Raw genomic sequence first — 26,169 nt, forward strand, 5'->3', positions numbered from 1 at the left:
ATTTCTGAAAGATGGCTTTTAATAACTAACATTATTCTTAAGGTTTTATTTTCCCTTGTATTGAGTCGTCGTAGGTTTCGCCTACCGCAGCACCATACAGTCGCTTTATCATGGATATCGCCATATTGGTTTTTACATCCCAGTAGTAACCATCTGTCGGCGTAAATTTAATTACGGTAATCCTTGGGTCGTCTTTGCCTTCGGTAAACCACGTTTTCATCTGAGCATCCCAAAGTTCATCAATCTTTTGTTTGTCGGTACTAATGGTAGCTTTGCCATAAAGCGTCATAAAATCACTGTATGATGAACCCTGAAATAAAAGCTGTACTGCGGGGTCGGCTTCAATCTCTTTGTTCTTGTGGGAATCATTAGCGCTCAGAAACCAGAAGTTACCTTCATCATCAATTTTTTCAGGAGCCATAGGGCGCGTTTCAAAACGTTTTCCTGTTTCTATACGGGTACAAAAAAAGCAACCTCCTGATTTATCCGACAGTGATTTTATCTTATCCAGAGCCTCCTGTCCTATCAGGTCTTTAAAATTATCTTCTTTCTGTTGTTTGTTAATCGAGTCCATAGCTATTGTTTTTAATTGTTATTATATTAAAATTAAAGCAATTACACTCTCCTAGTTGTTAGCAGTATACTAATTAACCTTAAAGTATCTTAATATTACGATGGTAAGGTTATGTAAAAGTTCATAACTTTACTCTACCAAAAAACACACAGATGAACCTCCCAATAGAAACTCCTGCCCTTTTATTTTCGGCAACATCATTGATATTATTAGCGTATACCAATCGTTTCCTGACCATCGCTACCATAGTACGCGGACTGAAAGCAAATTATGAAGCGAATCAGACGAAAAGTATATTGCTGGAAATTGCCAACCTTAACAAAAGGCTGACCCTGATTCGCCACATGCAGATGTATGGCGTGCTGAGCCTGTTCTTTTCGGTATTTTCAATGGCTTTGCTTTTTGGCGGAGTACAGGACTGGGGCGCTTATATTTTCGGATTAAGTCTTTTGCTGTTGTTAGGCTCTCTCGCTATTTCATTTTGGGAAATAAGCATATCGGTAAAAGCATTACGTATTCACCTTAATGATTTGATTGAAGAAGCGAAAGAACACAGTTGATTCGGTTATTTGTGGATCTGATTATTTGTTAGCTTCACTCCGGTGAATAATAAAATCTAACATGTATATACATTGTATTTTATTAGTGATTAGTAAAACGAATAACCCTATCACCAAACCAACTATATTTTCGTTAGCCTACTATGGTAACTCTTACCCGCAGCAGTAGCCGTAAAATAGACATCAAAACCTTCTACTTTATCGATGGTTACCTGCATTACAGTTCCGGGTGGCAAGCTAAAGCCTGGTAACGAAGACATCAGCAACGTGTTTTCATAGGTACATTGACCGGTCCATTTCATTTTAGCGATGGTTACATACTGTCCGTTTTTGTGCTCTTCGGTCCATACATTATCTGTAATACTTACCTTCACATCCTGTCCCTGAGGATCTTTGTAAACAAAAATTCCTTTATGCAGCATATCACATCCGGTAGTTTTTTTTACCTGTACATGTGCTTCTTTTTCTATAACATCATTATTACTAACAGAAATCACTGAAGTATCCCTTGGCACTATAACTATCGTAGTGGTATCATTAAGCTCGGACGGTCCGGACTCCTTTTTTTCTTTTCCGCATGATAACAGCAGGAAAAGAACTGACAGGTAGAAAAGTTTAAGCATCGATTTTATCATACTTCAAAGATATAAAAGATTAACTTTGAGTAAAACACCAATTATGGCACTACCCTGGCATTTATATTTAATGGCATTATTGTACATACTGGCAGGTATTAATCATTTTAGGGTACCTCGCATTTACATGAAGATGATTCCGCCATCATTGCCTTCTCCAAAATCGCTTAACATAATAAGTGGCGTTGCCGAAATCATTTTAGGAATATTACTTTGTATTCCTGTCGCATCAGCTTTTGCCGCATGGGGAATCATCGCATTGCTGATTGCCATTTTCCCGGCAAATGTATACATGTATACCAACGAGAAAGCAGCTTTAGGACTGCCAAAATGGGTACGCCTCATCAGGCTACCGATTCAGTTAGTGTTAATTTATTGGGCTTTTCTGTATACCTGATTACCAACAAGAGAGCTCTCAAGAAAGAAAAAATGTAATTCTTTTGACATCACGACGGTAAGATTTTGAAATTATTAATTGAATTTTAAAAAATTTTAAAAAAACTTCAAAAAGAAAGACTCCTACATATTCGATTATTTTTTTTACTAATATTGAGTAAAGAATCTTAAACATTTAAAATATTACCTGATTTAATTTTTCATCTGATGAAAAAGAACCATACTGAATTAGATAGGGAAGCGCTGGAAAGAATCGTAACGCTAGCCCAGGAGGAGAGAAAACCCTTTGAAGAAATCAAAAAAGAATTTGGCCTATCGGAAAAGGAAGTGACAGAGATTATGCATAAAAAATTATCTCAGGATAATTTTGAATTGTGGAAGAAAAAGGTGGCATCCAAAAAACCTAAGCCTAAACCCATTAACAGTTTAGAAGATGATGAACTGGATTCAAAATATTACTTTAAAAATAAATTTTAATATATAGCTCCCACATTAGGGAGCTTTTTTTGACCTAAATCCAAACAAAAAGAAAATTTATTTTAATTTTATTAAACTTGTATTTAATTTTATTTAACTTTGTTTAAAATTAAATCATCAATCATGCAAACACCAAAACTCCCCATTGCCTGCCCCAGCTGTTCGGCATCATTGCAGGTATCACGATTATCGTGTCCCTCCTGCAACACCGAAGTAACAGGCAACTTCCCTCTTCCACCCCTGCTGCGACTTCCGGCAGACGAACAGGCTTTTATACTTCAGTTTTTCCTGACTAGTGGAAGCCTTAAAGAAATGGCTGCACAAATGGGGATCAGTTACCCTACAGTACGCAACCGTCTGGACGACCTCATTGAAAAAGTAAAAAAACTAACACCAGAAGAATAACCACTAACCACTTATGAAAAAACTATTATTCAACCCTTTTGAGAAATATGACGCCCGCCCATTACTTTTTATAGGCCTTTTAGGAATTCCGTTCGGTTCATTACTGGCCTACCTGTTTGGGGCACATTACAATGGAGCATTGGATATGCATATAGGCAGCGAGGACACAACATTCGTTCTTGCTTTTACAGAAAACATATTTGCCATTGCTCTCCTTTTTGCAGGTCTTTTTATCTATAGCTATAGTATCAATAAAAAAACAAGGCCTATAGATATTTTAAGTACTGTTCTTATTGCCAGAATTCCTCTCTATATAACTACTCTTGCCGGTGTAGGCGGCTACATGGCAAAAATTGATGCCGTTGTGGGCGATGATCCGGGTACCATTGAAAAAATGCTCCCTGAAATCCTTCCTGTTCTTTTGATCAGCCTACTTTTAATACCATTAGTTATTTGGTTCTTCGCCTTACTGTACAATGGAGTTAAAACGGCCTCAAATCTTAAAACCACAAAACAAATAGTAATGTTTATTGTAACAATCCTATTAATAGAAATTGTTTCATTTTTTATTTTCCCACTGATCTACCAATAGTTCAATCATCAATCATAGCTTAATCATCATGAAAAAAACATTTTTATTACTTATGATGCTGTTTTCCGCATCGCTATTCGCACAGGACATTTCCGGAAAATGGCAGGGCAACCTTGTAATACCGGGCGGTAAATTACGTCTTGTCCTAAACATCTCTGCGGGTGTTGGAGGTTATACTGCTACTATGGACAGCCCCGATCAGGGAGCTAAAGATATGCCTGTGGACAAAATTGCTTTTACAGACAATACTCTTACTTTTTCCATTGCGGCAGCAGGTATCAGCTACAAAGGGAAGCTCGAAAACGGCATTATTAAAGGAACTTTTAATCAGGGAACTTATGCATTGGCACTAGATCTTAGCAAAGGTGAAATAATAGAAACCAAAGTAAAACGCCCTCAGGAACCTAAAGCACCATTCCCGTACTACACCGAAGATGTAATGTTCAAAAATGAAAAGGCAGGTATTAACCTGGGCGGAACACTTACACTACCTAAAAAAGACGGTGTTTATCCGGTAGTGATACTTATCAGCGGAAGTGGTGCACAAGACCGTAATGAGGAAATTATGGATCACAAACCTTTTCTTGTACTGGCCGATCATCTTACACGAAACGGTATAGGAGTATTTCGTTATGACGACAGAGGTGTTGGAAAATCGGGTGGAAATCCAATAAATGATACATCTGCCGATTTTGCTACCGATACCCAGGCGGCATTTGATTACCTGCTGACAAGAAAAGAAGTAAATAAAAAGAAAATAGGCCTTTTAGGTCATAGCGAAGGCGGACTGATAGCGCAACTGGTAGCTGAAAAAAATGCCAATATAGCGTTTATAGTTTCCCTTGCCGGCCCTGGCATTAAAGGCAGTGAACTAATGGTGCTTCAAAACTACCTTGCAGGGAAGGCTGACGGCATTCCTGAAAATGAACTTACAACAATGGGAGTCACCTTAAGAAAAGTATATAACACCATAACAACCGAAAACGACGAGAAAATCAGAAAGGCTACAGTTAACGATATCCTGACAAAAGAATTTGGTGCCTTCTTTGCTTCTAAAGGAGTGCCTAAAGATGAAATTGTCCGTGTTGTTGCCGGACAAACCGAGCAACTTACTTCGCCATGGTTTGTATATTTTCTTAGGTATGACCCTGCACCGGTCATTGAAAAACTTAAGTGCCCTATTCTTGCTATTAACGGCAGTAAAGACATACAGGTAGCCGCCGATGCAAATCTTGATGGCATAAAGAGAGCTGCCGAAAAAGGAGGCAATAAAAAAGTAACTACCAAAAAGCTAATGAACCTGAACCACCTGTTTCAGGAATGCACCACAGGATCACTTCAGGAATATGGTGAGATAGAACAAACCATGGCTCCGGTAGCACTTGATGAAATTACCAACTGGATACTTAAACAATAAAAACAATTATGCTTGCTGTTGCTTTTATATTTATCGTAGCTGCAATAGCAGTAAAATATGGCAAAATGTACAACCTTATCGCCGGCTACAACACTATGTCGCCGGCAGAAAAGGCTAAAATAAATATTGAAGCCATAGCCACGCTGTTCAGGAATGTTTTCTTTGGCATGGCTGCTGTATTGATAGTATCTGAAATACTTATTCAGTATTCTGTATGGCCCGAACTGGGAGAATATATACAGATACCTGCCCTGCTTATCGGAACATTATGGATATTACTACGATCTAACTCGAAAAAGTACCGTTATGATAAATAATTTGTAACATAGTAAGATATTTTTCAATTTATTTTGTAACAAATAAAGCTTTCAATCGACTTACAAAGTATAAGATCCAAACTATGAAAAAATTCATCTGTACGCTTGCTATAGCGTTGTCATTAGGCAGTATGGCTTTTGCTCAAAAAAGCAAAGACATTCAGGTTGCCATAGACCTTAAGAATGTAAAAGACGACAAAGTGATGGTAAGCATCACTCCGCCTGCATTTGACACGGAAACCACTACCTTTTTTATTCCTAAAATTGTTCCGGGAACTTACTCTGAAGACAATTATGGAAAATATGTAGAAGGCTTTAAAGCTTTTGACAAAAAAGGAAAAGAGCTTACAGTTACAAAACCGGATGAAAATTCATGGAAAATTGAGGGTGCCAAAAAACTGGCAAAAGTGACTTATCTTGTTAACGATACCTATGATATCGAAAACACTCATGATATTTTCTCTCCTGCCGGAACCAATATTCTTGCAGACAAAAACTTTGTGCTGAACATTCACGGATTTATAGGTTATTTCGAAAACAAGGGTGAAACTCCTTATACTGTGACGATTTCGCATCCTTCAAACCTATGGGGAGCTACCTCTCTTATTGATACCGATGCAAGCAATGAGGTAGATGTATTTACATCACCACGTTACCCTGATCTTGTAGATCATCCCATCATGTATACCAAACCGGATTATACTACTTTTAAAGTAGATGATATGGATATTCTTATCGCTGTATACTCTCCTACCGGAAAAATAACCGCAAAAATGCTTACTCCGGAAATGGAGACTATGATGCGTGCACAAAAGAAATTCCTGGGCCCTATAAACAGTACTAAGAAATACAGCGTACTTATTTATCTTACCGATGGTACTCCGGACGATGCCCACGGTTATGGAGCTTTAGAGCATACTACCTCTACAACAGTTGTAATGCCGGAGGATTATCCGTTAGACCAGTTAAAAAGCACATTGAAAGATGTTGTTTCACATGAGTTCTTTCACATTGTAACTCCATTAAGCGTACACTCTAAGGAGATACATTATTTCAATTACAATACACCAAAAATGAGCGAGCATCTTTGGATGTATGAAGGTGTTACCGAATATTTCGCTAACCTGTTCCAGGTTAATCAGGGACTTATTACCGAGGATGAATTTTATCAGAGGATGTCCGAAAAGATTGCGCAGTCAAAAGGATTTGACGACACGATGAACTTTACCAACATGAGTAAAAACATATTGCTGAAGCCTTATAAAGATGCTTACTATAATGTATATCTTAAAGGTGCTCTTATCGCAATGTGCATTGACATTCAGATGAGGGAAAGCAGCAACGGGCAAAAAGGAATACTAACTCTTATGAGGGATCTGTCTAAAGAGTACGGAAGCAACAAACCTTTTAATGACGAAGATCTTTTTGCAACCATTACACGACTAACCTATCCGGAAGTTGGAGAGTTCCTGAAAAAATATGTTGCAGGAACAACACCTATACCTTACGATCAGTATTTTACAAAAATGGGCGTTACTAAAACTACGATCAAAACTCCCGGAAATCCTTTTCTTAAAGATGGCCAGATCCCTATGGTAACTATCAATCCTGCAAAAGAAATCGTAATCCTGCCAACTGTTACACCTAATGCGTTTATGACAAACCTTGGACTTAGGAACAGTGATGTTATATTAGGCGTTAATGGTAAAGCTTACAACCTTGATAACATTTACGACCTTTTAGGAGCCAGTGAAGGGTGGAAAGAAGGTGATGCTATTACGGTAAAAATAAGACGTGATAGTAAAGAACAGGATATAAAAGGTACAGTAAAGCTTCCTGTGGAAGAAACAGAAGGTTTCCATGCTACTGAATCAGCAAAAAACAAGCTGAAAGAAGCATGGCTTAAAGGATAATTTTGTACATTTACAACAATTACTAAACTACTAATCAACCTAATATGAAAAATTTATTAACCCTGGCGCTTCTTGTACTTGGTACTGCAGCTTTTGCAAACACAGAAAAAAATACCGAGCCAAAGCCTGCCCCTGAAACCCACGAGACAACAGGATGCAAGAAAGTTGCTGCTAAACAGGCTAAAGTACAGGAAACTTCTGCTAAACCTGCAATGGCAAGCCAGAAAGAATACCGAAACAATGGCACAACCAAAGCCTGTACGACTGCAGAAAAATCTACTTTTGGACTTACGGGTTACTTTGTAGACTTTGTACACCGCAGCAACGTTAAGCTGGTTAATATGCTTATAGACTAAAATAGAACATTCTGATTATACACAAGGCTTCCCTAATACGGAAGCCTTTTTTATTTCAGTCTTTATTTTCTTAAAAATACCCTAAGAATACCTCCATTATTTTGCTTACTTTGCGGAAAATTTTAAAAACCTGTTTTCTCAGTATATGAAAAAAACTATTCTTGCCCTGATGGCACTAGCACTGCTTGTTTCGTGTAATAAAGAAGAACCTGCGGATGCCAACCTGCACCTTACCGGAAACATTAAAGGTCTTAAAAAAGGAAAGATTTATATCAAGAAAGTGGTAGACACGTCGCTTGTTGCAATTGACACAATCGAATTTAACGGTAAATCTACTTTTGAGACATGGTTAAAAATAGATTCTCCTGAAATGCTTTACCTTTTCCTTGACAGAGGCCAGACTACATCTGTAGATAATAACCTTCCTTTTTTTGCTGAACCAGGCAATATGAAAATCGAATCAAGTAATGACGAGTTCTTTTACAAGGCTAAAATTACAGGTTCTGAAAACCAGAAACTTTATGAAGATTTTCAAAAAATAAGATCACGATTCAGTAATGACAATCTGGATCTTGTAGCAAAAAATCTGGAAGCAACCAAAGCCGGTAACAAAACCCAACTTGACAGCATTTCATTAAAGTTCGATCAGCATTTAAAGAGAAGATATCTTTACACAGCAAATTTTGCGCTAAACAATGCCAAACACGAAATTGGCCCTTATATCGCATTATCCGAAATTGCAGACATTAATATTAAATATCTTGACACAATACAAAAAAGCATGTCTCCCGGAGTGGCTAAATCTCTTTATGGAAAGATGCTGACCAAATATGTAGCTGAAAGAAAAAAAGCCGAAACAGCTGAAGTAAAATAAAAGTCGCAATATTCAGCCACTGTAAACAATTTAAAACCGCTTAATTACTTAAGCGGTTTTTTTTATAGACTATATAAACGACACCAATACCCTGTAAACAGCTTAAATCAATTAAAAACGATAATATTTTAAGAATTAATTAACTAAATGAAAAAAATATTTACATATTTTTAACAAGTCAACTAAATTAAAATCATGAAAAAATTTATTTTATTTCAGTTATTCTATTAGCAGCTGTCTATTTATCTTGTGACAACACTTCACCTTCGAATGTGAAACGTGTAAGAAGGCAGAATCTAAAACAATTGAGTATGAGATATTAGGAAAAAACCACAAAATGATAACATATGCTTCAACTAGTGATTATGGCTTTATGTATAAAAATCAACAAGATTTTTCCGACTTCCAATCAACTTTAGATGAACTAGACATCCCAATTGACTCATCCAATATCTTAGGTTTAGTTTTTTATACTAAAAACGTAAATTATGATATTGAGAATAATTATAACATTTCCTCTAATGATATTACAGGATGTCTTTTGTATGAAATTAGAAACAATACTGTGTATTCTTTAGTATACACTAAATACGACAATCATTTCTCGAAAACAAACAATCTTTCAGACTTGAAAACAAATATAATTTCATCAAATGATATTTATTCTGTTTCTCGTTTAATTTTAAATGAAAATCAGGTTACTGCAATTTCATTTATTAATTTTAGTCGATTACCTAAAAATGTTTCTTATGAAAAATTCCAAGAAGTTTTAGATATCGAAATGATAAACATTAGTGAATCTAGTGTTCAATGCAGTCCCCCTTGTATTTACAACACAAAAGATCAAAGATGTACAGCGCAAGAAGGGCAACATGGCCCAGAAAAATAGTTCTGCATTGGCAAACCCTGCCCTAAAGATGAAGTAGATGGACCAATCCTAGAAGGAGATGAACAACAAGAACATGAAATAGCACCCGTTAATACATCTTTAAGAACATTCAGGGATGAATACTTACTACAAAAAGACAAAGGTAAAGAATTAGTAAATATGTATTATTCACTTAATATCCCTAAAGATAATATAACATTACCGTTTTGTTATGAGTCAGTAGAACTAATCGGAGATATTATTTTACCAATGACACAGGACTTAACAGCTAATCCAAATTCAGGGACTATTTTAATAGATGATGCCGAAAATTTAAAAATTATTACCTATTTAAATAAAACAAAAAATTTGTATAATGATAACTCTCAAAAAATAAAAATAGATTTTATAATTAATGAAATAAACTTTTTGACAAACAAAACAAACAATGAGATAACCAATTATTTATCCAATAATTAAGATAATATATTGTAAAAAATGACAAAATTGCGATTGATAATATTAGTATTAATTACATCATGTTCATCAAATAAAATTGATATAACAGGCAATTATAAATCAACAGCTTCAACAATCGATAGTTTTTTCAATAACTATCCTACAGGAAGCACTATAAAAATCAATATAGATAAATCCTTCGAAAGAGAAGATTGTGCACAAATTACAAAAGGACATTGGAGAGTTAAAGGAGACTCACTCTATTTATATTGCGATGAGATACGTTTTATTATTGATAGCCTCAACAATAACCCTAAATATAAAAAAGGAACAATTTGCGGCACAAAACCCGATGTATTTTATATTGACAAGAATGTTTTAAAACGTACGCAAATCAATAAAGATGGTAGTAAACTCAAAGATTATCTTAAAAAGCAATAACTCGGGTTAAACACAAAAACCGCTTAATTACTTAAGCGGTTTTTTATTAGATTTGTTTATATGAGAGCTAGTAACCTATATCAGTATTTTTGGGCGGTGGCCATTATATTAGGCTTTCTTGCCTTTACAGAGTTCATATCCGATGAAAACAGCGTGTTTGATGTAAATGTTCATGACACGTATTACGTGATGGCTCATTCACATCTATACACCGGCCTTACGCTAATATATTTTATAATAGGACTTATTTATAAGGTGTCTGGAAAAATATTAAATCAAAAACTTATAGCTATACACACCATAATTACAATAGGCAGTTTTATTGCATACTATATTCTATGGGCAATAACTTTAGCAACAAGTAATCCTGATGATATTTTAGACAACAGCTCTGAGATATTTAATACAGGTATTACGCTTATAGTTTTAATTGCAATTGCAGCGCAGCCTTTGTTAATCGCAAATATTTTAATCGGACTAGTAAAGAAAAAAACGATTACCACATAAAACACAAAAACCGCTTAATTACTTAAGCGGTTTTTTATTGAGCCGATGGAGGGACTCGAACCCACGACCTGCTGATTACAAATCAGCTGCTCTAGCCAGCTGAGCTACACCGGCGTCTCAATACGGGTGCAAATATATAATGATTTTTCAATTTTGCAAAACTATAGTAAGAAAAATAAAGAAAAGATTGAACACACCCCTAACCCTCTCAAGAGGGGAGCACTCATGCCCGCTTACTCTTATTATTTATTATAATCCCCGAGTGAAGCTGCTCACTCTCCTTTGGAGAGGGTTGGGGTGAGGCCAAAAAACACAAAAACCGCTTAGTTTCCTAAGCGGTTTTTTATTGAGCCGATGGAGGGACTCGAACCCACGACCTGCTGATTACAAATCAGCTGCTCTAGCCAGCTGAGCTACACCGGCGTTCTCAATACGGGTGCAAATATATAGTGCGGTTTTGAATTTTGCAACTATTTATTGCCCCGTTTTATTGATTTTTTTTGCTTACAGCGCGTTGATTTTCTCAACTAATTGTGTAGCAGAATCTTCAAGCTGTTTGTTGATAGCTCTGAAGTGTGCTTTTTTATTTTCTACGTTTTTTTGGTTTACTTTAGCGATCAGGCTGTCGAAAAGTACAATAGCCTCATCTATAAGCGCTTCAGTTTTTTCAGTTGGTTTTCCGCCTGTTGCTATTTCCCAAACATAAACTGCCTCGATAATATCTCCTAATACGAAATTGATGTCTTTCTTTAAGTTTTTTACGCTTGCCATCTCTATTTTGTTTTTAAATTGTTTGCAAAGTTAAGCTTATTCTTTGATTATGCTGTTAAGAAATACCTATTTCTAACAATGTAGCCTCTCCCGAAAGAAGATAGACCTTTAACGACGCGGGAATAAGCACGGTGTCTCCTTTTTTGAAATTATATTTTTCGCCATTAGCCTCTACAGCAAATTCACCCTCGGTACAAATATAAACCGTAAAGCTGCTGCCGTCTTTACTCACACCCGTACTGCCATTAAGTGGCAGGTAGCTTGTCGTGAAATAAGGGCAGTCTACCATTACGTTAGCCTGGTTCTCTACCGTGGTATAATGTTTTTGGGTATCGGTAGTATTGTAGTTCATAGCATCAAGCGCCAACTCTACATGCAATTCACGGGAATTACCGTTAGCATCGACCCTGTCCCAGTCATATATCCTATAGGTAATATCAGAAGTCTGCTGAATCTCGGCAATAACAATACCGGCACCAATAGCATGGATGGTTCCGGTTTCAAGGAAGAAAACATCACCTTTTTTTACCGGCACCTCATTTAGTATATCAATAAGGCTTTTGTTCTCTAGATGCTCAAGATACTCTTCAGGGCTTGATTTTTGCTTAAAGCCAACAATAATACTTGCTCCTTCATCAGCCTGCATAACATACCACATTTCAGTTTTGCCGAATGAGTTATGACGGGCTTTTGCCAGTTCATCATTAGGATGCACCTGAATGGAAAGGTCATCTCTTGCATCAAGAAATTTAAACAGCAAAGGAAACTCTTTACCGAACTTCTCGTGTACTTTATACCCCAGCACTTCGGCAGGGAACTGCTCTAACAAATCGGTAAGTTTCTGTCCTTTATAGTCACCGTTAGCCACTACGCTTACATTGCCTTTTACATCGCTAAGCTCCCAGCTTTCACCGGTAGTTTCAGTAGGCAGATTGTCTTTACCAAGGTCGGTTCTTAATTTAGTCCCACCCCATATCCTGTCCTGCAGGATGGGTTCAAAGACCAGCGGATACAATTTCATTATATATGTTTTTTGGATTTGGATTATTCTCCTCTGTACGTAACAAAATTGCGTGGCGTTTCATACAACACCACTTCAATATCCATTACGCTGTCTATTCGCCTTCTTATCCTGTTCCATATCACTACAGCGATGTTTTCAGCTGTAGGATTCAGGTCGGCAAAGTCGGGCACATCAAGATTAAGGTTCTTATGGTCAAAAGGCGTTTCTACCTCATCAGCAATAATATCCTTAAGTATTTTTATATCGATAACATACCCTGTTTGCGGATCGATCTCTCCGGTCACGCTTACGATAAGCTCATAATTATGCCCGTGAAAGTTTGCATTGTTGCACTTACCGAAAACAGCGTTGTTCTGCTCATCACTCCAGTCTTTACGATACAGGCGGTGGGCAGCATTAAAATGGGCACTTCTGCTTACGGTTACTCTCATAATTATCTATTGACTATTTTATATTTTTTATAGGCACTGCTAACTGAATACTGCGACTGCCAACTATAATTTATGGTCTTCTAAGAAATGATAAAATTCATCAAAAATAATCCTGAACCATACGGTATATAATTCGGGATGCAGTTGCATATCTTCTTTTACAGCCTCAATGCTCATCCATTTCCAGCTTTCGGCTTCATCAGTATTAATATCCGGGGCATCATTATAATACCCTATCATCACGTGGTCAAGCTCGTGTTCAGTAAGGCCATTATCAAACGGCGCCTTATAGATGAATGAAAAAAGCTCTTTAAGTTCGGTTTCAAACCCCATTTCTTCCTTAAGCCTACGCATTCCAGCCTGAATATTTGTCTCTCCTTCACGCTGATGGCTACAGGTTGTGTTTGTCCACAATAAGGGAGAATGATATTTGTGAGCCGCACGCTGCTGCAGCATAATCTCGTTTTTGGAATTTAGTATGAAAACCGAGAAAGCACGATGCAACAAAGCCTTTTCATGAGCTTCCATTTTAGGCATCAGCCCTATCTGTTCATCGTTCTCGTTTACGAGTATTACCTGTTCTTCTGTCATAGCTTTCTAATAGTCTTCAAAAATAAGAAAAACTTTGCGGATAACAGATCGTTTAACGTTTTGATAGCAGTAGTTGACAATATTGTACATGTTTTAAAAAACCATACATTTATAATCCCATAATTTTGCTATGAAAACCATCAAAAACATCCCCATAAATAAACAGGACGCCCGTGCCGTGGGAGGTATTGATCTTGATTATGTTTCTTTTGAAGATGTAAAAAAAGAAGTAGGACCCGAAGACTATATGCAGGAGCATATGGACGATCATTATATTTTCCTGATAACGTTGCAGGGTACAGCAACATTTCATTGCGATATGGAAGATTTTGAGCTTGTTGCAAAAGGATTGATGGTGGTAAAGCCTTTTCAGGTACATGCTCCCAAAAATACCAGCGACGATGTAAAGGGATTTTTTATGTCGGTAGAGTCTTTCCTCATACCAAACCATCTACGTGATATGCTGGAAAATCTCTCGGCTCAGCAGCAATATGCCAAATTTGAAGAAGGTGAAGGAAAAGACCTTGAAGATACGGCTGCATTACTACACCAGACATTTACCTCTGACAACCTGTATAAATCCATAATCCTTAACGGCCTGCTTACCGCCTTTTTGAGCCAGGCCTGTGCATTGTATTATAAAAAAAGGAACGTAAAAACTAACCCCAAAAGTCAGGCAGCCATTATAACCGCCAAATTCAAAGAATTGCTTGAGCAATATTCTTTCCTTCAATTACCATCATTCTATGCCAAAAAACTTAATATCACCACATCACACCTGAATCACTGCCTAAACTTAACTACAGGATTATCCGCAACTCACTGGCTACAGAAAACAATGATTACTGAAGCCAAGAAGCAAATATACTATACCGATGCCGATATTAAGGAAATTGCCTATGTGCTTGGGTATGATGACCACACTTATTTTTCACGCCTTTTTAAAAAGATAACAGGTCAGACGCCTTTATCATTCAGAAAAAAATTCCGCGAATAGTCCAATAATTTATATGATTCATAAAATGGATTTTTAAGCCTGTTGACGGTACTTTGCATCAGTAATTAATCACAACATGAGCATTATACAATCTATTATCAACAAAACGTTCCGCAGTGCAGAACTAATTCATAAAGAACAGATAACGCCAACTACCTACCACATCAGGATAAAAATAAATGGCGACAACCTAAAGAATTATATTCCGGGACAGCAACTCAGAGTATTGGTTGGGCTTGACAACATGATGTCACTTTCTAATCTGGTCCGCACCTACTCCATCTGGTATTATGACGAACTTACAAACCAAGCCGATCTTGCCGTGTGTATTTTCTCAAACGGACAGGGAGCAAAATGGGTTCAGAACCTTGAATATGGCGATACTATCTACTTCCGCGGACCGGAAGGAAAGTTCACGTTAAGTCCTGATGCCGACAATCATTTGTTTTTAGGAGATATTTCCTCACTGGCACACCTTTACGAACTTAACCGCCACACCGGGCTCATGGCCAAAGCCTCGGGAATAGTTTATTCTTCAAGTAAAGAACATTATTTTGATGATATATATCCAAAACGAAACTTTGGTTTCCTTGAATCGTGTGCCAATACACTGGAAGACCTGATTGCCGAAATTTCATGGAGTGGCGTCAGCAAAGAAAATACCGCAGTATACATAGCCGGTGAAACCTCAATTTGTGTTGGCCTTCATAACTATTTTAAAAAGGAACTGAATTTTTCACCAAAACAAATAAAAACAAAACCATTTTGGCATCCTCATAAAAAAGGACTGGAATAAAAACATTTACCTGAACCTATAACTCTGTATTTAATTTTCGTACCTTTAATACCCTAAACTTGAGTAGTATGTTTACATTAGACCAAATCAAACAGGCACACTCAAAAGTTAAGAGCGGTGCCGATTTCCCCCAGTACGTTCAGGATCTTATAAAGCTGGGAATTATCCACTACAACACCTATGTAAAAGACGGCCATACCGTATATTGGGGCAGCGACAATTACAGGGTACAGTCCCCTGCAGTTTATGAACCTAAAACAATAGCCGACAAAGGCGATAAAAGCAGCTTTATCCACCATCTAAATGCACATCAGGCCGGAGAAACCGATTATCTGACCTTTTGCAGCCACTGTGCTCAGGATGGCGTAGAAAAATGGGTAGTGGATATGGTTGAGATGACCTGCACGTATTTTGATAAAACTGAACACAATATGCTCGAAGAAGAGATACCCGTGCCTTAAAATAATAAATGCCACATTATCGCGTGGCATTTATAGTATTCAATATTTTTTATCATACAGCGACATATCCCTTATAGGTACTTACATCTATAGTTGCTTTCAGGTCAAATAGCAGGCTGTACAATCCGAAAAATGTGCGGTTAACGTAAATAAAGTGTTTCGATCCACGATTACCATTCATTTTTCTAAGTGTTTTGTCATTCGCGAACTTTTCGCTAAGACCCGCTATAGCATCGCTGAATTTTGTATCCGAAAAATCAAAATTATCCTGTTGAAAAGGCTGAGTGAATACCGTTAGCAAGTCGTGGAACAGCGTAGAGAAAAACTCTACTTCTTTAGCTGAATCAGTTTTTTTCAGGATTTCAAGTTCGTACAGCTTATCATTAAAGAATACCGGATCATTTAGATTTTCTTTTTTAGCCAGATCAAAATAAGGCACATAAAAATCGTCAGGTATTTTTTTCATACAGCCAAAATCAATAACCATGAGGTTCGCATCGGCATCCACCAGAAAATTCCCCGGATGCGGATCGGCATGAAAATATTTAAGCTCATGTATCTGATACATATAGAAATTCCATAGTGCCTGTCCTACTTTATTTCTTTTTTCCTGAGATGTTTCCATCTTACAGAATTCAGAAAGATGAATACCTTCCATCCAGTCCATTGTAATAATCTTCTCGCACGAAAGCTCCGGATAATATTTAGGGAATCTCAAATTCTCAATGTGAGAACAGGCTTCTCTTATCATTTCACTCTGCTTTAGTTCCAGCACATAATCGGTTTCCTCTATAAGTTTATCTTCCACTTCTTTGAAATATTCGTCCGAAGCTCCCTGAAGGTTAAACATACGTATGGCTATTGGTTTTACCAAAGCAATATCAGTACCAATACTCTCTCTTACACCTGGATACTGTATTTTTACAGCAAGATTTTTCCCGTCTTTTTTAGCACGATGCACCTGCCCTATACTTGCAGCATTAATAGAATCGGCACTAAATTCATCAAACAGCATGTGCGCCTCCTTACCAAAATAGCTCCTGAACGTTTTCATCACCAATGGTGCCGAAAGCGGCGGTACCGAAAACTGGCTCAGTGAAAATTTCTCCACATACGACTGGGGGAGCAAATTTTTTTCCATACTCAGCATCTGTGCCACTTTGAGCGCGCTACCTTTCAATTCTTTAAGCCCGTCATATATATCCGCAGCATTATCTTCATGCAGCTGATCTTTTGTCATCTCAGGATTAACAATTTTCTGTCCGTAATATTTAAGGTAATTCCCCCCTACCTTTGCACCAGTGGTAACCAGTTTGGTCACCCTTTCAATCTTATTTGTGGGAATAGAATCAAGCCTTTTCATATTATACGGTAAATTTTTCTTTCCAAACAAACTTTCCAAGGTCGAAAAGGCTGCTCAACGGACTGTTGTACACAAGGTCTGACGACGCTTTAATTGATTTTTCAATGTACACATCGGTCTTCTCAAACCCCGGTGAGGTATCTTCCATCCAAAATTTAAAGATTGATAAGAACTGTAGCCAGGCTCCTTCACTCAGCGCTCTGCCCTGAAGCTTGTTTGCCCTTTCATCACCTGCTAGTACCGGCTTTTCAAGCACCGCTTCCGCATATACTAAAAATTCAGCACGCAGTGATTTCAGTTTTTTCACATTCTTTAGTCCGAGACCTCCCTCCTCCATCATATAGACTATAAAGCTTCTGTTAGCTGTAGCCATTTCAAAAAAGGTAAAATAGAATGCCGAAAGTTTTTCTACGCCGCCATATTCCGCATAGGCCGGCGACTGCTGCAATACATTAAGTGAATGATTAAACATTTCTGCAAAATAAAAATGCTCCAGCGAATCGAATGAAGTGAAAAATTTATAGAATTCTGCTTCGTCAAAACCGTTTTCTTTAGAAAACTTATACACTGATGCCGGCTTATGCCCATTCATCAGGCAATAATCTGAATATTTATCAATAATATCAGATTTAGAAACTTGTATTATTTTTTTAACTGCCATGGCAATAAATTTAGTCCTGACAAATTTGACCTTTTCTTAAACCTGCAGGACGGTTAATAGTTTTAAATACAGGTAAATGTACGCAAAATCCATGCTAAATCATCACAAAGTTTCATTTTTTTCTGAAATAAAAATAACTTTAACATTTGCCATGTTTGAAAAATTTAACGACAAATGTCGCTAAACTAAAAATAGTTTCGTAACTTTGTCATTATCAAACTCTGAAGCCCATGGAAGCGATTGACCTTTTCAGCAACAACATCAGTTACAATGCCATTGATGATAAAAACATCATGTCGTTGATATCACTGGTACGTCAGGGAATACAATTCCCCGTGTTTGTAAACTTTATGGAAAAAAGCCCGTTCGACCTTGCCGAATGGTCAGGCTTTTTGCATGTTTCTGAGCGCACTATGCAACGCTACAAAAAAGAAGAGCGCACCTTTGATGCCCTTCAGTCAGAAAAGATAGTAGAGATAGCTCTTTTGTACAAAAAAGGAATAGAAGTTTTTGGCAACAGCCATAACTTTGATACTTGGTTAAACACCCAAAATCTTGCACTTGGCAAAATAAAACCAAAAGAGCTTTTTGACAGCTCTTTCGGGATAGGCCTTCTTAAAGATGAGCTTATAAGAATAGAACACGGGGTGCTGGCATGATAGTTTTCCGACTGAGCAAAGAAGTATACGCCAATGATCTTAGCGGACGCGGTGCCGAAAAAGCAGGTGGCCGCTGGAACAGCAAAGGTACAGCAATGCTATACACCAGTGAATCGCGTGCGCTTTGCACTACAGAAATCGCTGTACATACCCCCCTTGGCATATTGCCAATAGATTATGTACTCATTGCGATTGAGATTCCCAACACGGTACAGATTACTGAGATAAAACCTCCTGCCCTTCCTGAGAACTGGAAATCGCTCCCTCACGCCCATTCAACACAGGAAATAGGAGATGCATTCGTAACTCAAGAAAAAACAGCCGTACTCAAAGTACCTTCAGCAGTAGTACAGGGCGAATTCAATTACCTCATCAATCCATCACACAAAGATTTTAAAAAAATCAAAGTAAAGCTTATTGAGCCTTTTGATTTTGATGAGAGACTTTTTATAAGATAACAAACTCAGCAATGGACCAGTTATTTAAAATATACCGCCTTACACCCGAAGAAACCCTTCGCATTGCGACATTGCCTAACAATCCGCACAATCACGACTACGAAGAACTTATCATAGCAATGGAAGGCGAACTGGAACATTTTATAGACTTTGATACCAACACCTACGCAGCGCCTTTTGTAAGCTTTATTACTAAAGGAAAAGTACACAGGGTAAAACCGGCACTAAAAGATGGTAAATGCGATATGTGGGTAGTGCGGTTTAAAAGCGAATTCATTCCCGAAATTACTTTTAGCCTTTATTCATTTTACCATAACTACGCTACTATTACAACCCAAAAAGACGACTGTTTTAATCGCCTGGTTACACTTTGTGAAATGATGGACAAGGAATACGGCATTCCTCAACCCAATCTCTCTATCATAAAACACCTGCTTTCGGCACTGTTCATGATGATTGAGAATGAAAGGAAAAAAGCGGATGCTGAAAATGACCTTCTAAAGACGAACAGCATTACCTTTAAAAACTTCCTTGCTTTGCTTGAAAATAATTTCAGGAGGCCGGAGGGTGTAGACTTCTATGCCGAAAAGCTGTTTATGTCAGCACGAAACCTTAACCTCATCTGCCAGCAGATCATGCAAAAAAGCGTATCGGAACTTATAGAAACCCGAAAACTTATTGAAGCAAAAAACCTGCTTATTTATACTGACAAAACAGTTTCTGAAATAGGTTTTGAACTGGGATATAACGAGAAAGCCTACTTTACAAGGGTATTTAAAAAGCGTACGGGCCAGACTCCTACCAAGTTTAAGGAAGCTATGCAAAAGCTCATTTCCTGATTGTACCACCTTTTTACCTAAAACTGTTACCCGCTGCACGACAGTATTGCTGAACTTTGTAGTATTATTTTAAGGATTATCATTATGGATCGCAAACAGTTTTTACAGAGCATAACAGCATTGCCATTTGCAGGCGCAGGATTAATGGGCCTTAGCGAATTAGGAAAACTATCCCAAAATATAGAAAATAAAGGCGTTACCATGCCGGCCCTGTTTTTAGGACATGGCAGCCCTATGAATGCCATTGAAGAAAATGAATTTGTTGCCAACTTCAGGAAAATTGCCAAACAAATACCCGAGCCTACCGCCATACTGTGTGTATCGGCACACTGGGAAACAAGAGGAACCTTTGTAACTGCAATGCAGAATCCGCCAACAATACACGATTTTGGAGGATTCCCTAAAGCACTTTTTGATGTACAGTATCCGGCTCCCGGAAGCCCTGAATTGGCAAAACAAACGCAACAGCTTGTTACCTCTGCCCATGTAGAACTGGATGATAAATGGGGACTGGATCACGGTGCATGGTCGGTTATAAAACACCTGTACCCTAATGCCAATATACCTACAATACAATTCAGCATCGACTATACCAAACCGCCGCAATACCATTACGAATTAGGTAAAGAGCTTGCAGCATTGCGTAAAAAAGGCGTGCTTATCATAGGTAGCGGTAACATAGTACACAACCTGAGGATGCTGGACTGGAAGAACATCCACACTGACAACTTTGGTTTCGATTGGGCTTTTGAAGCCGACAATAAAATTAAAGAGTATATAAAATCGGGCGACCACAAATCGCTCATCAATTTCGCTTCCCAGGGAAGAGCATTTGAACTGGCTATCCCATCGCCGGAACATTACTTGCCTTTATTATACACACTTGCCCTAAAAGGAGAAAACGAAGACATAAGTATCTTTAACGACAAGGCAGTAGGAGGCTCACTAACCATGACTTCCGTTAAGATAGGATAACATGAAAGCTACACTAACTTTACTCTTAACATTAATGACCATGACATTACAGAGCCAGGAAAAGGCTTCACTTCACTATATGGTTCGTGAGCCAAAAATAAAATCTGCTCACGCTCCTGTTATCATACTCATGCATGGGGTAGGCAGTAATGAACACGATCTTTTTAGCCTTGCCAATCAGTTTCCTGATAACTTCCTTGTTATATCCGCACGCGGACCGCTTACCCTAAGCACAGGAAGATATGCTTGGTTCCATGTTGATTTCGCAACCGGAAAACCTGTGATCAATTTTGAAGAACAGGAAAAAAGCCGCCAGCTTATTGCAAAGTTTATAGGTGAAATGAAAGCAAAATACAGCTTTGACGAAAAGAATATTTTTCTGGGTGGTTTCAGCCAGGGAGGCATTATGTCCTACAGCGTTGCGCTTACCAATCCGGGACTGGTAAAAGGCATTGCCGTAATGAGTGGCAGGCTTTTGCAGGAAATACACCCAATGGTGCAACCCTCTGAAGAACTAAAAAAACTGAACGTCTTTATCTCACACGGCATTGAAGATGAGCTGCTGACCATTGACTATGCCCGCGATGCCAAACAATGGCTGGAAAATAAAGGCATTACACCAGAATATCATGAATACCATGCCGCACATCAGCTTCTGCCACAAATGACTGCTGATATGCTAAAATGGCTTCGTAAAACGTCTATTTAACCACCCTGTCCCCTTTTGCATTTATGCGGAGGGGATTCTTATTTAGATCTTTACGAATTCAAGATTTTTAACTCTTACATGATTGAGTGCAAATCCCATAACCTCATTATTATTACGATGAAATGTCAATACTATTGAAGGCCCAATATAAACAGTATCTTCCTCTATCACCGAAACCTGTTTAGGGTTCTGCCCATTCAAACTGTAAAATAACTTCCCCTTTTGCTGAGAAAAAGTATACTTTGCATTTAATGAGCTGCAAAAATAGCTTCCTTCAAAACGGCTAAAATCAGGGAAATCATAATTTTCTGCACGTTTAAAAGGCATTGTCTCTCCTTCTTGAGTCAGTTTCATAGTCTGCGCCTTACCATTGATTATATCCTCAAATAAAAAATCAGCACCCGCCTGAGCTAAGGTAAAAGAATTCTGTCCCGTTGCTGGGATATCATAGTTGGAGCCATCCCAGAATTGCAAAGCATGTATTGCGTTTTCGGCCACAGTAATTTCAAACAGCATTCCTTCAGCCTCATAAACACCTGAATATTGTTCTATTTTTTCACCCGGCACCTTTACAACTACAGGTTTTTCTACTGCCGGCCATGAATATTTGAACCCGAAAAGCTGGCTGGTAATAGCCTTCTGCATACTCATAACATTAAAGTCTCCTCTATTGGTAAAAACAATGATATCAACATTTTCATCAGGAAAATAACTCATATCAGAATGGTAACCATCCAGATCACCGCCATGATGAATAGCCTTTTTACCATTCAAAGCCTGAAAAAACAAGGCGTTCGAATAATACACCTCTTTACCGATTGTATACTTTTGACCGTTTAGCATAGCAGCCCAAAAAGCGACTCCAAGCACTTTTTTACTCTGCATTTCAAAAAGCCATTTTAGCATATCGCTCGTTGTGGAAAACATTCCACTTCCTCCTGGTACTCCCGTATCCTTATCAATTTCTATGTATGTAACATCATCCATCTTATAACCTATAGCAGCATTCCTTAGTGTTGCAACCCCACGGTGATAATGGGTATCTTTCATCTTTAAAGGCTTAAAGATATTCTTCTCCGCAAACTTACTTATAGGCATTCCCGACACCTGCTCAACAATCTGAACAAGGCACCAGTAGTTAGAGTTACTATAACTCCATTCCGTTCCGGGTTCAAAATTTAAAGGAGTTGCTTTTAGCATTTTCCTTATATCATTATTCGACAGTACATCTATCTCCTTACCTCCCATCCAGAATGCCGTGCGGTAATCCACCAGTCCGGCTGTGTGGTTCAGCAGATCCTGAACGGTTATCTTTTGCGCATATTCAGGAAAATCCGGAAAATATTTCGATAGCTTATCATCAAGCTTCAGTTTGCCTTTTTGCGAAAGCATAACAATACAGGCAGCCGTAAACTGCTTGGTATCGGAAGCAAGATTAAATAAGGTTTTGTTATTTATCAGTTCACCTTTGGCGATATTAGCATAACCACCGCTTTTTTGGTAAATGACTTTGCCATCCTTACTAACCAATACAGTTACACCCGGTGAGCCAGGTTTGTTATAGGATGCCAAAACCGAATCGGCTACTTTAAAATTGTATTGGGAATAAACTGAAAAGGAAAATATAAAAAGGAAAAGGGTAACTATTTTTTTCATTGGTAGTGTGTAGGAAAATTAATCTGTTTGCGAATATAAAAAAATATGCCAACTTAAAAACAAAATCACCCTTTAACTGTAACCAAAAACATTACATAATAAAAACTAAAAAAGAAACATTACTTTGCAAACTTCTGAATTTCAAACTTTTGACTAAGTGTAATTTTACGCACGAAAATGGCGTTTTGAGAGCAAAAAGCGTAATATTAGGCTAGGCTTTCGGCGCACTTTATGGCACATTTTTCGCCATCAATCGCCGCTGAAATAATACCACCTGCATAGCCTGCACCTTCGCCGCAAGGATATAACCCTTTGATCTGCAGGTGTTCCAACGTAAAATTATCACGAGGTATACGCACAGGCGATGAAGTCCTTGACTCCGGAGCATGCAAAATGGCCTCATTGGTCAGGTAACCGCGCATTGATTTGCCAAAATCGACAAATCCCTGACGCAACACCTGGGTAATGAACCCCGGAAATACCTGCCCTAATTCCACCGAGGTAGTACCCGGTACATATGAGGTTTTAGGTATATCAGCCGATACTTTAGATTGCGTAAAATCGACCATACGCTGTGCCGGAACACGTTGGGTCTCACCGGCCAGATGCCATGCTTTCTGCTCTATAGCCTTTTGAAATTCCATTCCGGCAAGGGCGCCATACTTGGCAAACGGCTTGAAATCTTCAAGTTTAAGTTCTACCACAATACCTGAATTGGCTGTCTCCTGATCACGTTTTGACGGCGACCATCCATTGGTTACCACCTCTCCCGGACTTGTAGCACAAGGCGCTATCACCCCACCCGGACACATACAAAACGAGTACATTCCCCTGCCATTCACCTGTTTTACAATAGAGTATGGTGCCGGAGGAAGAAACTCTCCCCTGCCTGTATTGTAATCACAACTGTATTGTATGCTGTCTATCAGTGCCTGAGGGTGCTCTGCACGAACACCAAGGGCGAAAGGTTTGGCTTCTATGAATATCTTTTTACGGTCTAAAAGTTCAAAGATATCACGGGCAGAATGTCCCGTAGCCAGTATTATTTTAGAGGCATTTATTGTATCACCATTTTGTATTACAACGCCCTCCACTTCATTATTTTTAACCAAGATATCTACCACACGGGTATCGAACAGTACCTTACCGCCAAACTCAATAATCTTCTCACGCATTGATTTGATGATCTTCGGCAGTTTGTTCGTACCAATATGCGGATGGGCTTCCACCAGTATCTCTTCGCTGGCACCAAAACCAACGAACAATTCGAGGATACGGTCTACATCACCACGCTTTTTAGAACGTGTATAGAGTTTACCATCAGAGTAAGTGCCTGCACCACCTTCACCATAACAGTAGTTAGAGTCTTCACCAACAATATGGTCACGGTTTATTGCTTTCAGGTCACGGCGACGCTCCTGTACATCCTTACCGCGTTCCAAAACTATGGGTTTTAGTCCAAGCTCAATAAGCTGCAATGCAGCAAACAATCCCGCAGGGCCTGCCCCAATAATAATTACTTCCTGCTTATTGGAAACATCTTTATAATCAGGAAGCTGAGCTTTGGTTTCGGTATAGTCTTCATTCCAGTATACAGCTACTTTAAGGTTGATCTTGATAGCCTTTTGACGGGCATCAATAGAACGCTTAATAATAGCCACATGGCGTATCTCCTCAGGCTTTACCTGCATGAGTTTAGCAATATGGTTAACTAATAATGGTTGCTGTGCGGCTACTTCGGGCGCCACCTGTATCTGAAGTTCTCTTGGCATGGGGCAAAAATAGTAATTATTTTTCAGTCATTGCGAGGAGGTACGACGAAGCAATCTAAGATTGCCACGCTACGTTGCACTTCGCTCGCAATGACAAAGCATCCTAACTACTCCTTCATCTCAAAAGCAAACAATGCGAACGATGCCAGCCAGTGTTCGCCTTCGTAGTTGCCGTCGGTTATAGATGGCAATGAATATTTAAAATGGGTATCAGCCAAAGACTTTAAGTGCCCTAATTCTTTAGGGTATTGTTTTACAAGCGTGTATAAATTCCATGCACGGCTAAAGTTAAGTCCGTCAAGATGCACCAGGTGACCATCGGTACGGTCGGACACCTCTCCCGGTTTCCATGTAAACTTTTTGTCGAATAATGCCGGTGCAAAGTCCTTAAGCCATTTCAGGAAATCTTTGGCAGGCATAACACGTTGCATAATGCCTATCTCTTCCATACATGGTGAAAGGAAATCGGTACCGCTTGGCTCCCACGCAAACGGGCAATCGATATCATTCTTAAACAAACGAAGCGCATTCGTTCTGATACTTTGCTGTAAAGGTTGATTATTGGCATGAACCGCATAATCCCATGCAAGATTAAGCCCAAATGCCGTACTGGTATGGGTGCCGACACGTATGGGGTAATTCAGCTTAGGCAGGAATTCAATGTATCGTTCTGCTAAAAGTGTCGTAAGCGGCTGCAGGTTAGCAGCCAGTTCTTTAGCAAAAGGCTCATCAGATGTATTCAATTCCTGTTGGAGTTTCAGCAGCCATGCCCAGCCATACATACGCTCGTATGACTTTTCATGTTTCTTGTTCACATAAGCTATCTCCTGCGCTATGTTTTCTTTTGACAGGTTTATTTTTAGCTTATTGATGATCTCTTCCCGACCTTCAAGATTAGGGAATTGCTTTAGCAGATAGACAAGGCTCCAATGCCCGTGTACGGAGGAATGCCAGTCGAAACACCCATAAAAAGCAGGATGCAGTTGTTTTGGCGACTGAATTTCAGAGGCATCAGCCAAAAGCTGGCTTAGCTTATTTGGGTATTCCTGCTGAAGGCATTTTACAGGCAACTTTGCGAGAGCGTTCGCTTGTTGCAGGTTTAGTTCCTGGGCAGATGTTATGGTTATTGAAAAGAGAAATGCGGTTAGGTATAGGTGTTTCATTGGGTTGTGTTTTATTTCCTGCAAGGTTTTCAAAAGCTTGTAGGTATGACCG

At 38.6% G+C, this 26,169-nt stretch carries 33 protein-coding genes and 2 tRNA genes; 22 read left to right on the plus strand and 13 right to left on the minus strand.

Going from position 1 to position 26,169, the window contains the following annotated elements; translation table 11 throughout:
- Window positions 1-37 precede the first annotated feature (37 nt).
- Complete coding sequence (locus DEU42_RS05860; RefSeq protein WP_114757358.1) at window positions 38-574, minus strand: pyridoxamine 5'-phosphate oxidase family protein; 537 nt, start codon at window positions 572-574, stop codon at window positions 38-40.
- A 152-nt stretch (window positions 575-726) separates the two neighbouring features.
- On the opposite strand from DEU42_RS05860, the gene DEU42_RS05865 reads away from it, so the two are divergent.
- Complete coding sequence (locus tag DEU42_RS05865) at window positions 727-1,134, plus strand: DUF2721 domain-containing protein (RefSeq protein WP_114757359.1); 408 nt, start codon at window positions 727-729, stop codon at window positions 1,132-1,134.
- A 122-nt stretch (window positions 1,135-1,256) separates the two neighbouring features.
- Here the strand turns inward: DEU42_RS05865 and DEU42_RS05870 are convergent, their stop codons facing one another.
- The gene (locus tag DEU42_RS05870; RefSeq protein WP_114757360.1) at window positions 1,257-1,769 is read right to left on the minus strand and encodes a hypothetical protein; all 513 of its coding nucleotides are present in this window, start codon (window positions 1,767-1,769) and stop codon (window positions 1,257-1,259) included.
- Window positions 1,770-1,812: 43 nt separating this feature from the next.
- Here DEU42_RS05870 and DEU42_RS05875 point away from each other — a divergent pair, with 43 nt between their 5' ends.
- The 13 genes from DEU42_RS05875 (at window position 1,813) to DEU42_RS05935 (ending at window position 10,791) form a co-directional block, all read left to right on the plus strand.
- Window positions 1,813-2,166, plus strand: a complete 354-nt coding sequence (locus DEU42_RS05875) for a DoxX family protein (protein WP_114757361.1) — start codon at window positions 1,813-1,815, stop codon at window positions 2,164-2,166.
- Between the two features lie 206 nt (window positions 2,167-2,372).
- Window positions 2,373-2,642, plus strand: a complete 270-nt coding sequence (locus DEU42_RS05880; protein ID WP_114757362.1) for a DUF2805 domain-containing protein — start codon at window positions 2,373-2,375, stop codon at window positions 2,640-2,642.
- A gap of 123 nt (window positions 2,643-2,765) precedes the next feature.
- Window positions 2,766-3,047 (plus strand): DUF2089 family protein, encoded by a 282-nt coding sequence (locus DEU42_RS05885; RefSeq protein WP_114757363.1) that lies wholly within the window; start codon window positions 2,766-2,768, stop codon window positions 3,045-3,047.
- Window positions 3,048-3,060: 13 nt separating this feature from the next.
- Complete coding sequence (locus DEU42_RS05890; RefSeq protein WP_114757364.1) at window positions 3,061-3,639, plus strand: YIP1 family protein; 579 nt, start codon at window positions 3,061-3,063, stop codon at window positions 3,637-3,639.
- A gap of 28 nt (window positions 3,640-3,667) precedes the next feature.
- Window positions 3,668-5,056: an alpha/beta hydrolase gene (locus DEU42_RS05895; RefSeq protein ID WP_114757365.1), complete on the plus strand. Its 1,389-nt coding sequence runs from the start codon at window positions 3,668-3,670 to the stop codon at window positions 5,054-5,056.
- Window positions 5,057-5,064: 8 nt separating this feature from the next.
- A complete protein-coding gene (locus DEU42_RS05900) occupies window positions 5,065-5,373 on the plus strand; it encodes a DUF3784 domain-containing protein (RefSeq protein ID WP_114757366.1) in 309 nt (102 codons plus the stop codon).
- Between the two features lie 83 nt (window positions 5,374-5,456).
- Window positions 5,457-7,286, plus strand: coding sequence for a peptidase M61 (locus DEU42_RS05905; RefSeq protein WP_114757367.1), 1,830 nt, complete (start codon window positions 5,457-5,459; stop codon window positions 7,284-7,286).
- 44 nt (window positions 7,287-7,330) lie between these two features.
- The gene (locus DEU42_RS05910; RefSeq protein ID WP_114757368.1) at window positions 7,331-7,642 is read left to right on the plus strand and encodes a hypothetical protein; all 312 of its coding nucleotides are present in this window, start codon (window positions 7,331-7,333) and stop codon (window positions 7,640-7,642) included.
- 145 nt (window positions 7,643-7,787) lie between these two features.
- Window positions 7,788-8,516, plus strand: a complete 729-nt coding sequence (locus tag DEU42_RS05915; RefSeq protein WP_114757369.1) for a DUF4369 domain-containing protein — start codon at window positions 7,788-7,790, stop codon at window positions 8,514-8,516.
- Window positions 8,517-8,853: 337 nt separating this feature from the next.
- Complete coding sequence (locus DEU42_RS05920; protein ID WP_114757370.1) at window positions 8,854-9,405, plus strand: hypothetical protein; 552 nt, start codon at window positions 8,854-8,856, stop codon at window positions 9,403-9,405.
- 159 nt (window positions 9,406-9,564) lie between these two features.
- A complete protein-coding gene (locus DEU42_RS05925) occupies window positions 9,565-9,864 on the plus strand; it encodes a hypothetical protein (RefSeq protein ID WP_114757371.1) in 300 nt (99 codons plus the stop codon).
- 18 nt (window positions 9,865-9,882) lie between these two features.
- Entirely contained in the window at window positions 9,883-10,284 is a 402-nt protein-coding gene (locus DEU42_RS05930) for a hypothetical protein (RefSeq protein WP_114757372.1), read from the plus strand.
- 60 nt (window positions 10,285-10,344) lie between these two features.
- Window positions 10,345-10,791, plus strand: coding sequence for a hypothetical protein (locus DEU42_RS05935; RefSeq protein ID WP_114757373.1), 447 nt, complete (start codon window positions 10,345-10,347; stop codon window positions 10,789-10,791).
- A gap of 40 nt (window positions 10,792-10,831) precedes the next feature.
- Here the strand turns inward: DEU42_RS05935 and DEU42_RS05940 are convergent.
- From DEU42_RS05940 to idi, 6 genes are all read right to left on the minus strand, one after another.
- Window positions 10,832-10,905, minus strand: a tRNA-Thr gene (locus DEU42_RS05940).
- Between the two features lie 235 nt (window positions 10,906-11,140).
- Window positions 11,141-11,214, minus strand: a tRNA-Thr gene (locus DEU42_RS05945).
- Between the two features lie 81 nt (window positions 11,215-11,295).
- The gene (locus DEU42_RS05950; protein WP_114757374.1) at window positions 11,296-11,562 is read right to left on the minus strand and encodes a hypothetical protein; all 267 of its coding nucleotides are present in this window, start codon (window positions 11,560-11,562) and stop codon (window positions 11,296-11,298) included.
- A 55-nt stretch (window positions 11,563-11,617) separates the two neighbouring features.
- The gene (locus tag DEU42_RS05955; protein WP_114757375.1) at window positions 11,618-12,583 is read right to left on the minus strand and encodes a type I phosphomannose isomerase catalytic subunit; all 966 of its coding nucleotides are present in this window, start codon (window positions 12,581-12,583) and stop codon (window positions 11,618-11,620) included.
- 23 nt (window positions 12,584-12,606) lie between these two features.
- The gene (locus tag DEU42_RS05960; protein WP_114757376.1) at window positions 12,607-13,017 is read right to left on the minus strand and encodes a 6-carboxytetrahydropterin synthase; all 411 of its coding nucleotides are present in this window, start codon (window positions 13,015-13,017) and stop codon (window positions 12,607-12,609) included.
- A gap of 63 nt (window positions 13,018-13,080) precedes the next feature.
- On the minus strand, window positions 13,081-13,608 hold the full coding sequence (idi, locus tag DEU42_RS05965) for an isopentenyl-diphosphate Delta-isomerase (RefSeq protein WP_114757377.1): 528 nt from the start codon (window positions 13,606-13,608) through the stop codon (window positions 13,081-13,083).
- A 130-nt stretch (window positions 13,609-13,738) separates the two neighbouring features.
- Between idi and DEU42_RS05970 the strand changes: the two genes are divergently transcribed.
- The 3 genes from DEU42_RS05970 (at window position 13,739) to DEU42_RS05980 (ending at window position 15,862) form a co-directional block, all read left to right on the plus strand.
- Window positions 13,739-14,605, plus strand: a complete 867-nt coding sequence (locus DEU42_RS05970; RefSeq protein WP_114757378.1) for an AraC family transcriptional regulator — start codon at window positions 13,739-13,741, stop codon at window positions 14,603-14,605.
- Window positions 14,606-14,681: 76 nt separating this feature from the next.
- Window positions 14,682-15,401: a siderophore-interacting protein gene (locus DEU42_RS05975; RefSeq protein WP_114757379.1), complete on the plus strand. Its 720-nt coding sequence runs from the start codon at window positions 14,682-14,684 to the stop codon at window positions 15,399-15,401.
- Between the two features lie 68 nt (window positions 15,402-15,469).
- Complete coding sequence (locus tag DEU42_RS05980; protein WP_114757380.1) at window positions 15,470-15,862, plus strand: DUF1398 domain-containing protein; 393 nt, start codon at window positions 15,470-15,472, stop codon at window positions 15,860-15,862.
- Between the two features lie 52 nt (window positions 15,863-15,914).
- Here DEU42_RS05980 and DEU42_RS05985 read toward each other — a convergent pair whose 3' ends face one another.
- Both DEU42_RS05985 and DEU42_RS05990 read right to left on the minus strand, forming a co-directional pair.
- A complete protein-coding gene (locus DEU42_RS05985) occupies window positions 15,915-17,225 on the minus strand; it encodes an ABC1 kinase family protein (protein WP_114757381.1) in 1,311 nt (436 codons plus the stop codon).
- A gap of 1 nt (window position 17,226) precedes the next feature.
- Window positions 17,227-17,886 (minus strand): TetR family transcriptional regulator C-terminal domain-containing protein, encoded by a 660-nt coding sequence (locus DEU42_RS05990; protein WP_114757382.1) that lies wholly within the window; start codon window positions 17,884-17,886, stop codon window positions 17,227-17,229.
- A 230-nt stretch (window positions 17,887-18,116) separates the two neighbouring features.
- Between DEU42_RS05990 and DEU42_RS05995 the strand changes: the two genes are divergently transcribed.
- The 5 genes from DEU42_RS05995 (at window position 18,117) to DEU42_RS06015 (ending at window position 21,526) form a co-directional block, all read left to right on the plus strand.
- A complete protein-coding gene (locus DEU42_RS05995) occupies window positions 18,117-18,545 on the plus strand; it encodes an antitoxin Xre-like helix-turn-helix domain-containing protein (RefSeq protein WP_114757383.1) in 429 nt (142 codons plus the stop codon).
- Entirely contained in the window at window positions 18,542-19,003 is a 462-nt protein-coding gene (locus DEU42_RS06000; RefSeq protein ID WP_114757384.1) for an RES family NAD+ phosphorylase, read from the plus strand. The genes DEU42_RS05995 and DEU42_RS06000 overlap by 4 nt, the downstream gene beginning before the upstream one ends.
- 11 nt (window positions 19,004-19,014) lie before the next feature.
- Window positions 19,015-19,842 carry a helix-turn-helix domain-containing protein gene (locus tag DEU42_RS06005; protein WP_114757385.1) on the plus strand — a complete coding sequence of 276 codons (828 nt, stop codon included), beginning with the start codon at window positions 19,015-19,017 and terminating at the stop codon, window positions 19,840-19,842.
- An 84-nt stretch (window positions 19,843-19,926) separates the two neighbouring features.
- Window positions 19,927-20,817, plus strand: coding sequence for a 4,5-DOPA dioxygenase extradiol (gene ygiD / locus DEU42_RS06010; protein ID WP_199509059.1), 891 nt, complete (start codon window positions 19,927-19,929; stop codon window positions 20,815-20,817).
- A gap of 1 nt (window position 20,818) precedes the next feature.
- Window positions 20,819-21,526, plus strand: coding sequence for an alpha/beta hydrolase (locus tag DEU42_RS06015; RefSeq protein WP_114757386.1), 708 nt, complete (start codon window positions 20,819-20,821; stop codon window positions 21,524-21,526).
- 42 nt (window positions 21,527-21,568) lie between these two features.
- Here the strand turns inward: DEU42_RS06015 and DEU42_RS06020 are convergent, their stop codons facing one another.
- From DEU42_RS06020 to DEU42_RS06030, 3 genes are all read right to left on the minus strand, one after another.
- The gene (locus tag DEU42_RS06020) at window positions 21,569-23,182 is read right to left on the minus strand and encodes a serine hydrolase domain-containing protein (protein ID WP_114757387.1); all 1,614 of its coding nucleotides are present in this window, start codon (window positions 23,180-23,182) and stop codon (window positions 21,569-21,571) included.
- A 206-nt stretch (window positions 23,183-23,388) separates the two neighbouring features.
- Complete coding sequence (locus DEU42_RS06025) at window positions 23,389-24,954, minus strand: NAD(P)/FAD-dependent oxidoreductase (RefSeq protein ID WP_114757388.1); 1,566 nt, start codon at window positions 24,952-24,954, stop codon at window positions 23,389-23,391.
- Between the two features lie 107 nt (window positions 24,955-25,061).
- On the minus strand, window positions 25,062-26,117 hold the full coding sequence (locus DEU42_RS06030; RefSeq protein ID WP_114757389.1) for a DUF2891 domain-containing protein: 1,056 nt from the start codon (window positions 26,115-26,117) through the stop codon (window positions 25,062-25,064).
- Between the last annotated feature and the right edge of the window lie 52 nt (window positions 26,118-26,169).

This window comes from Flavobacterium sp. AG291, assembly GCF_003350375.1.
Classification (GTDB): Bacteria; Bacteroidota; Bacteroidia; order Flavobacteriales; family Flavobacteriaceae; genus Flavobacterium; species Flavobacterium suzhouense.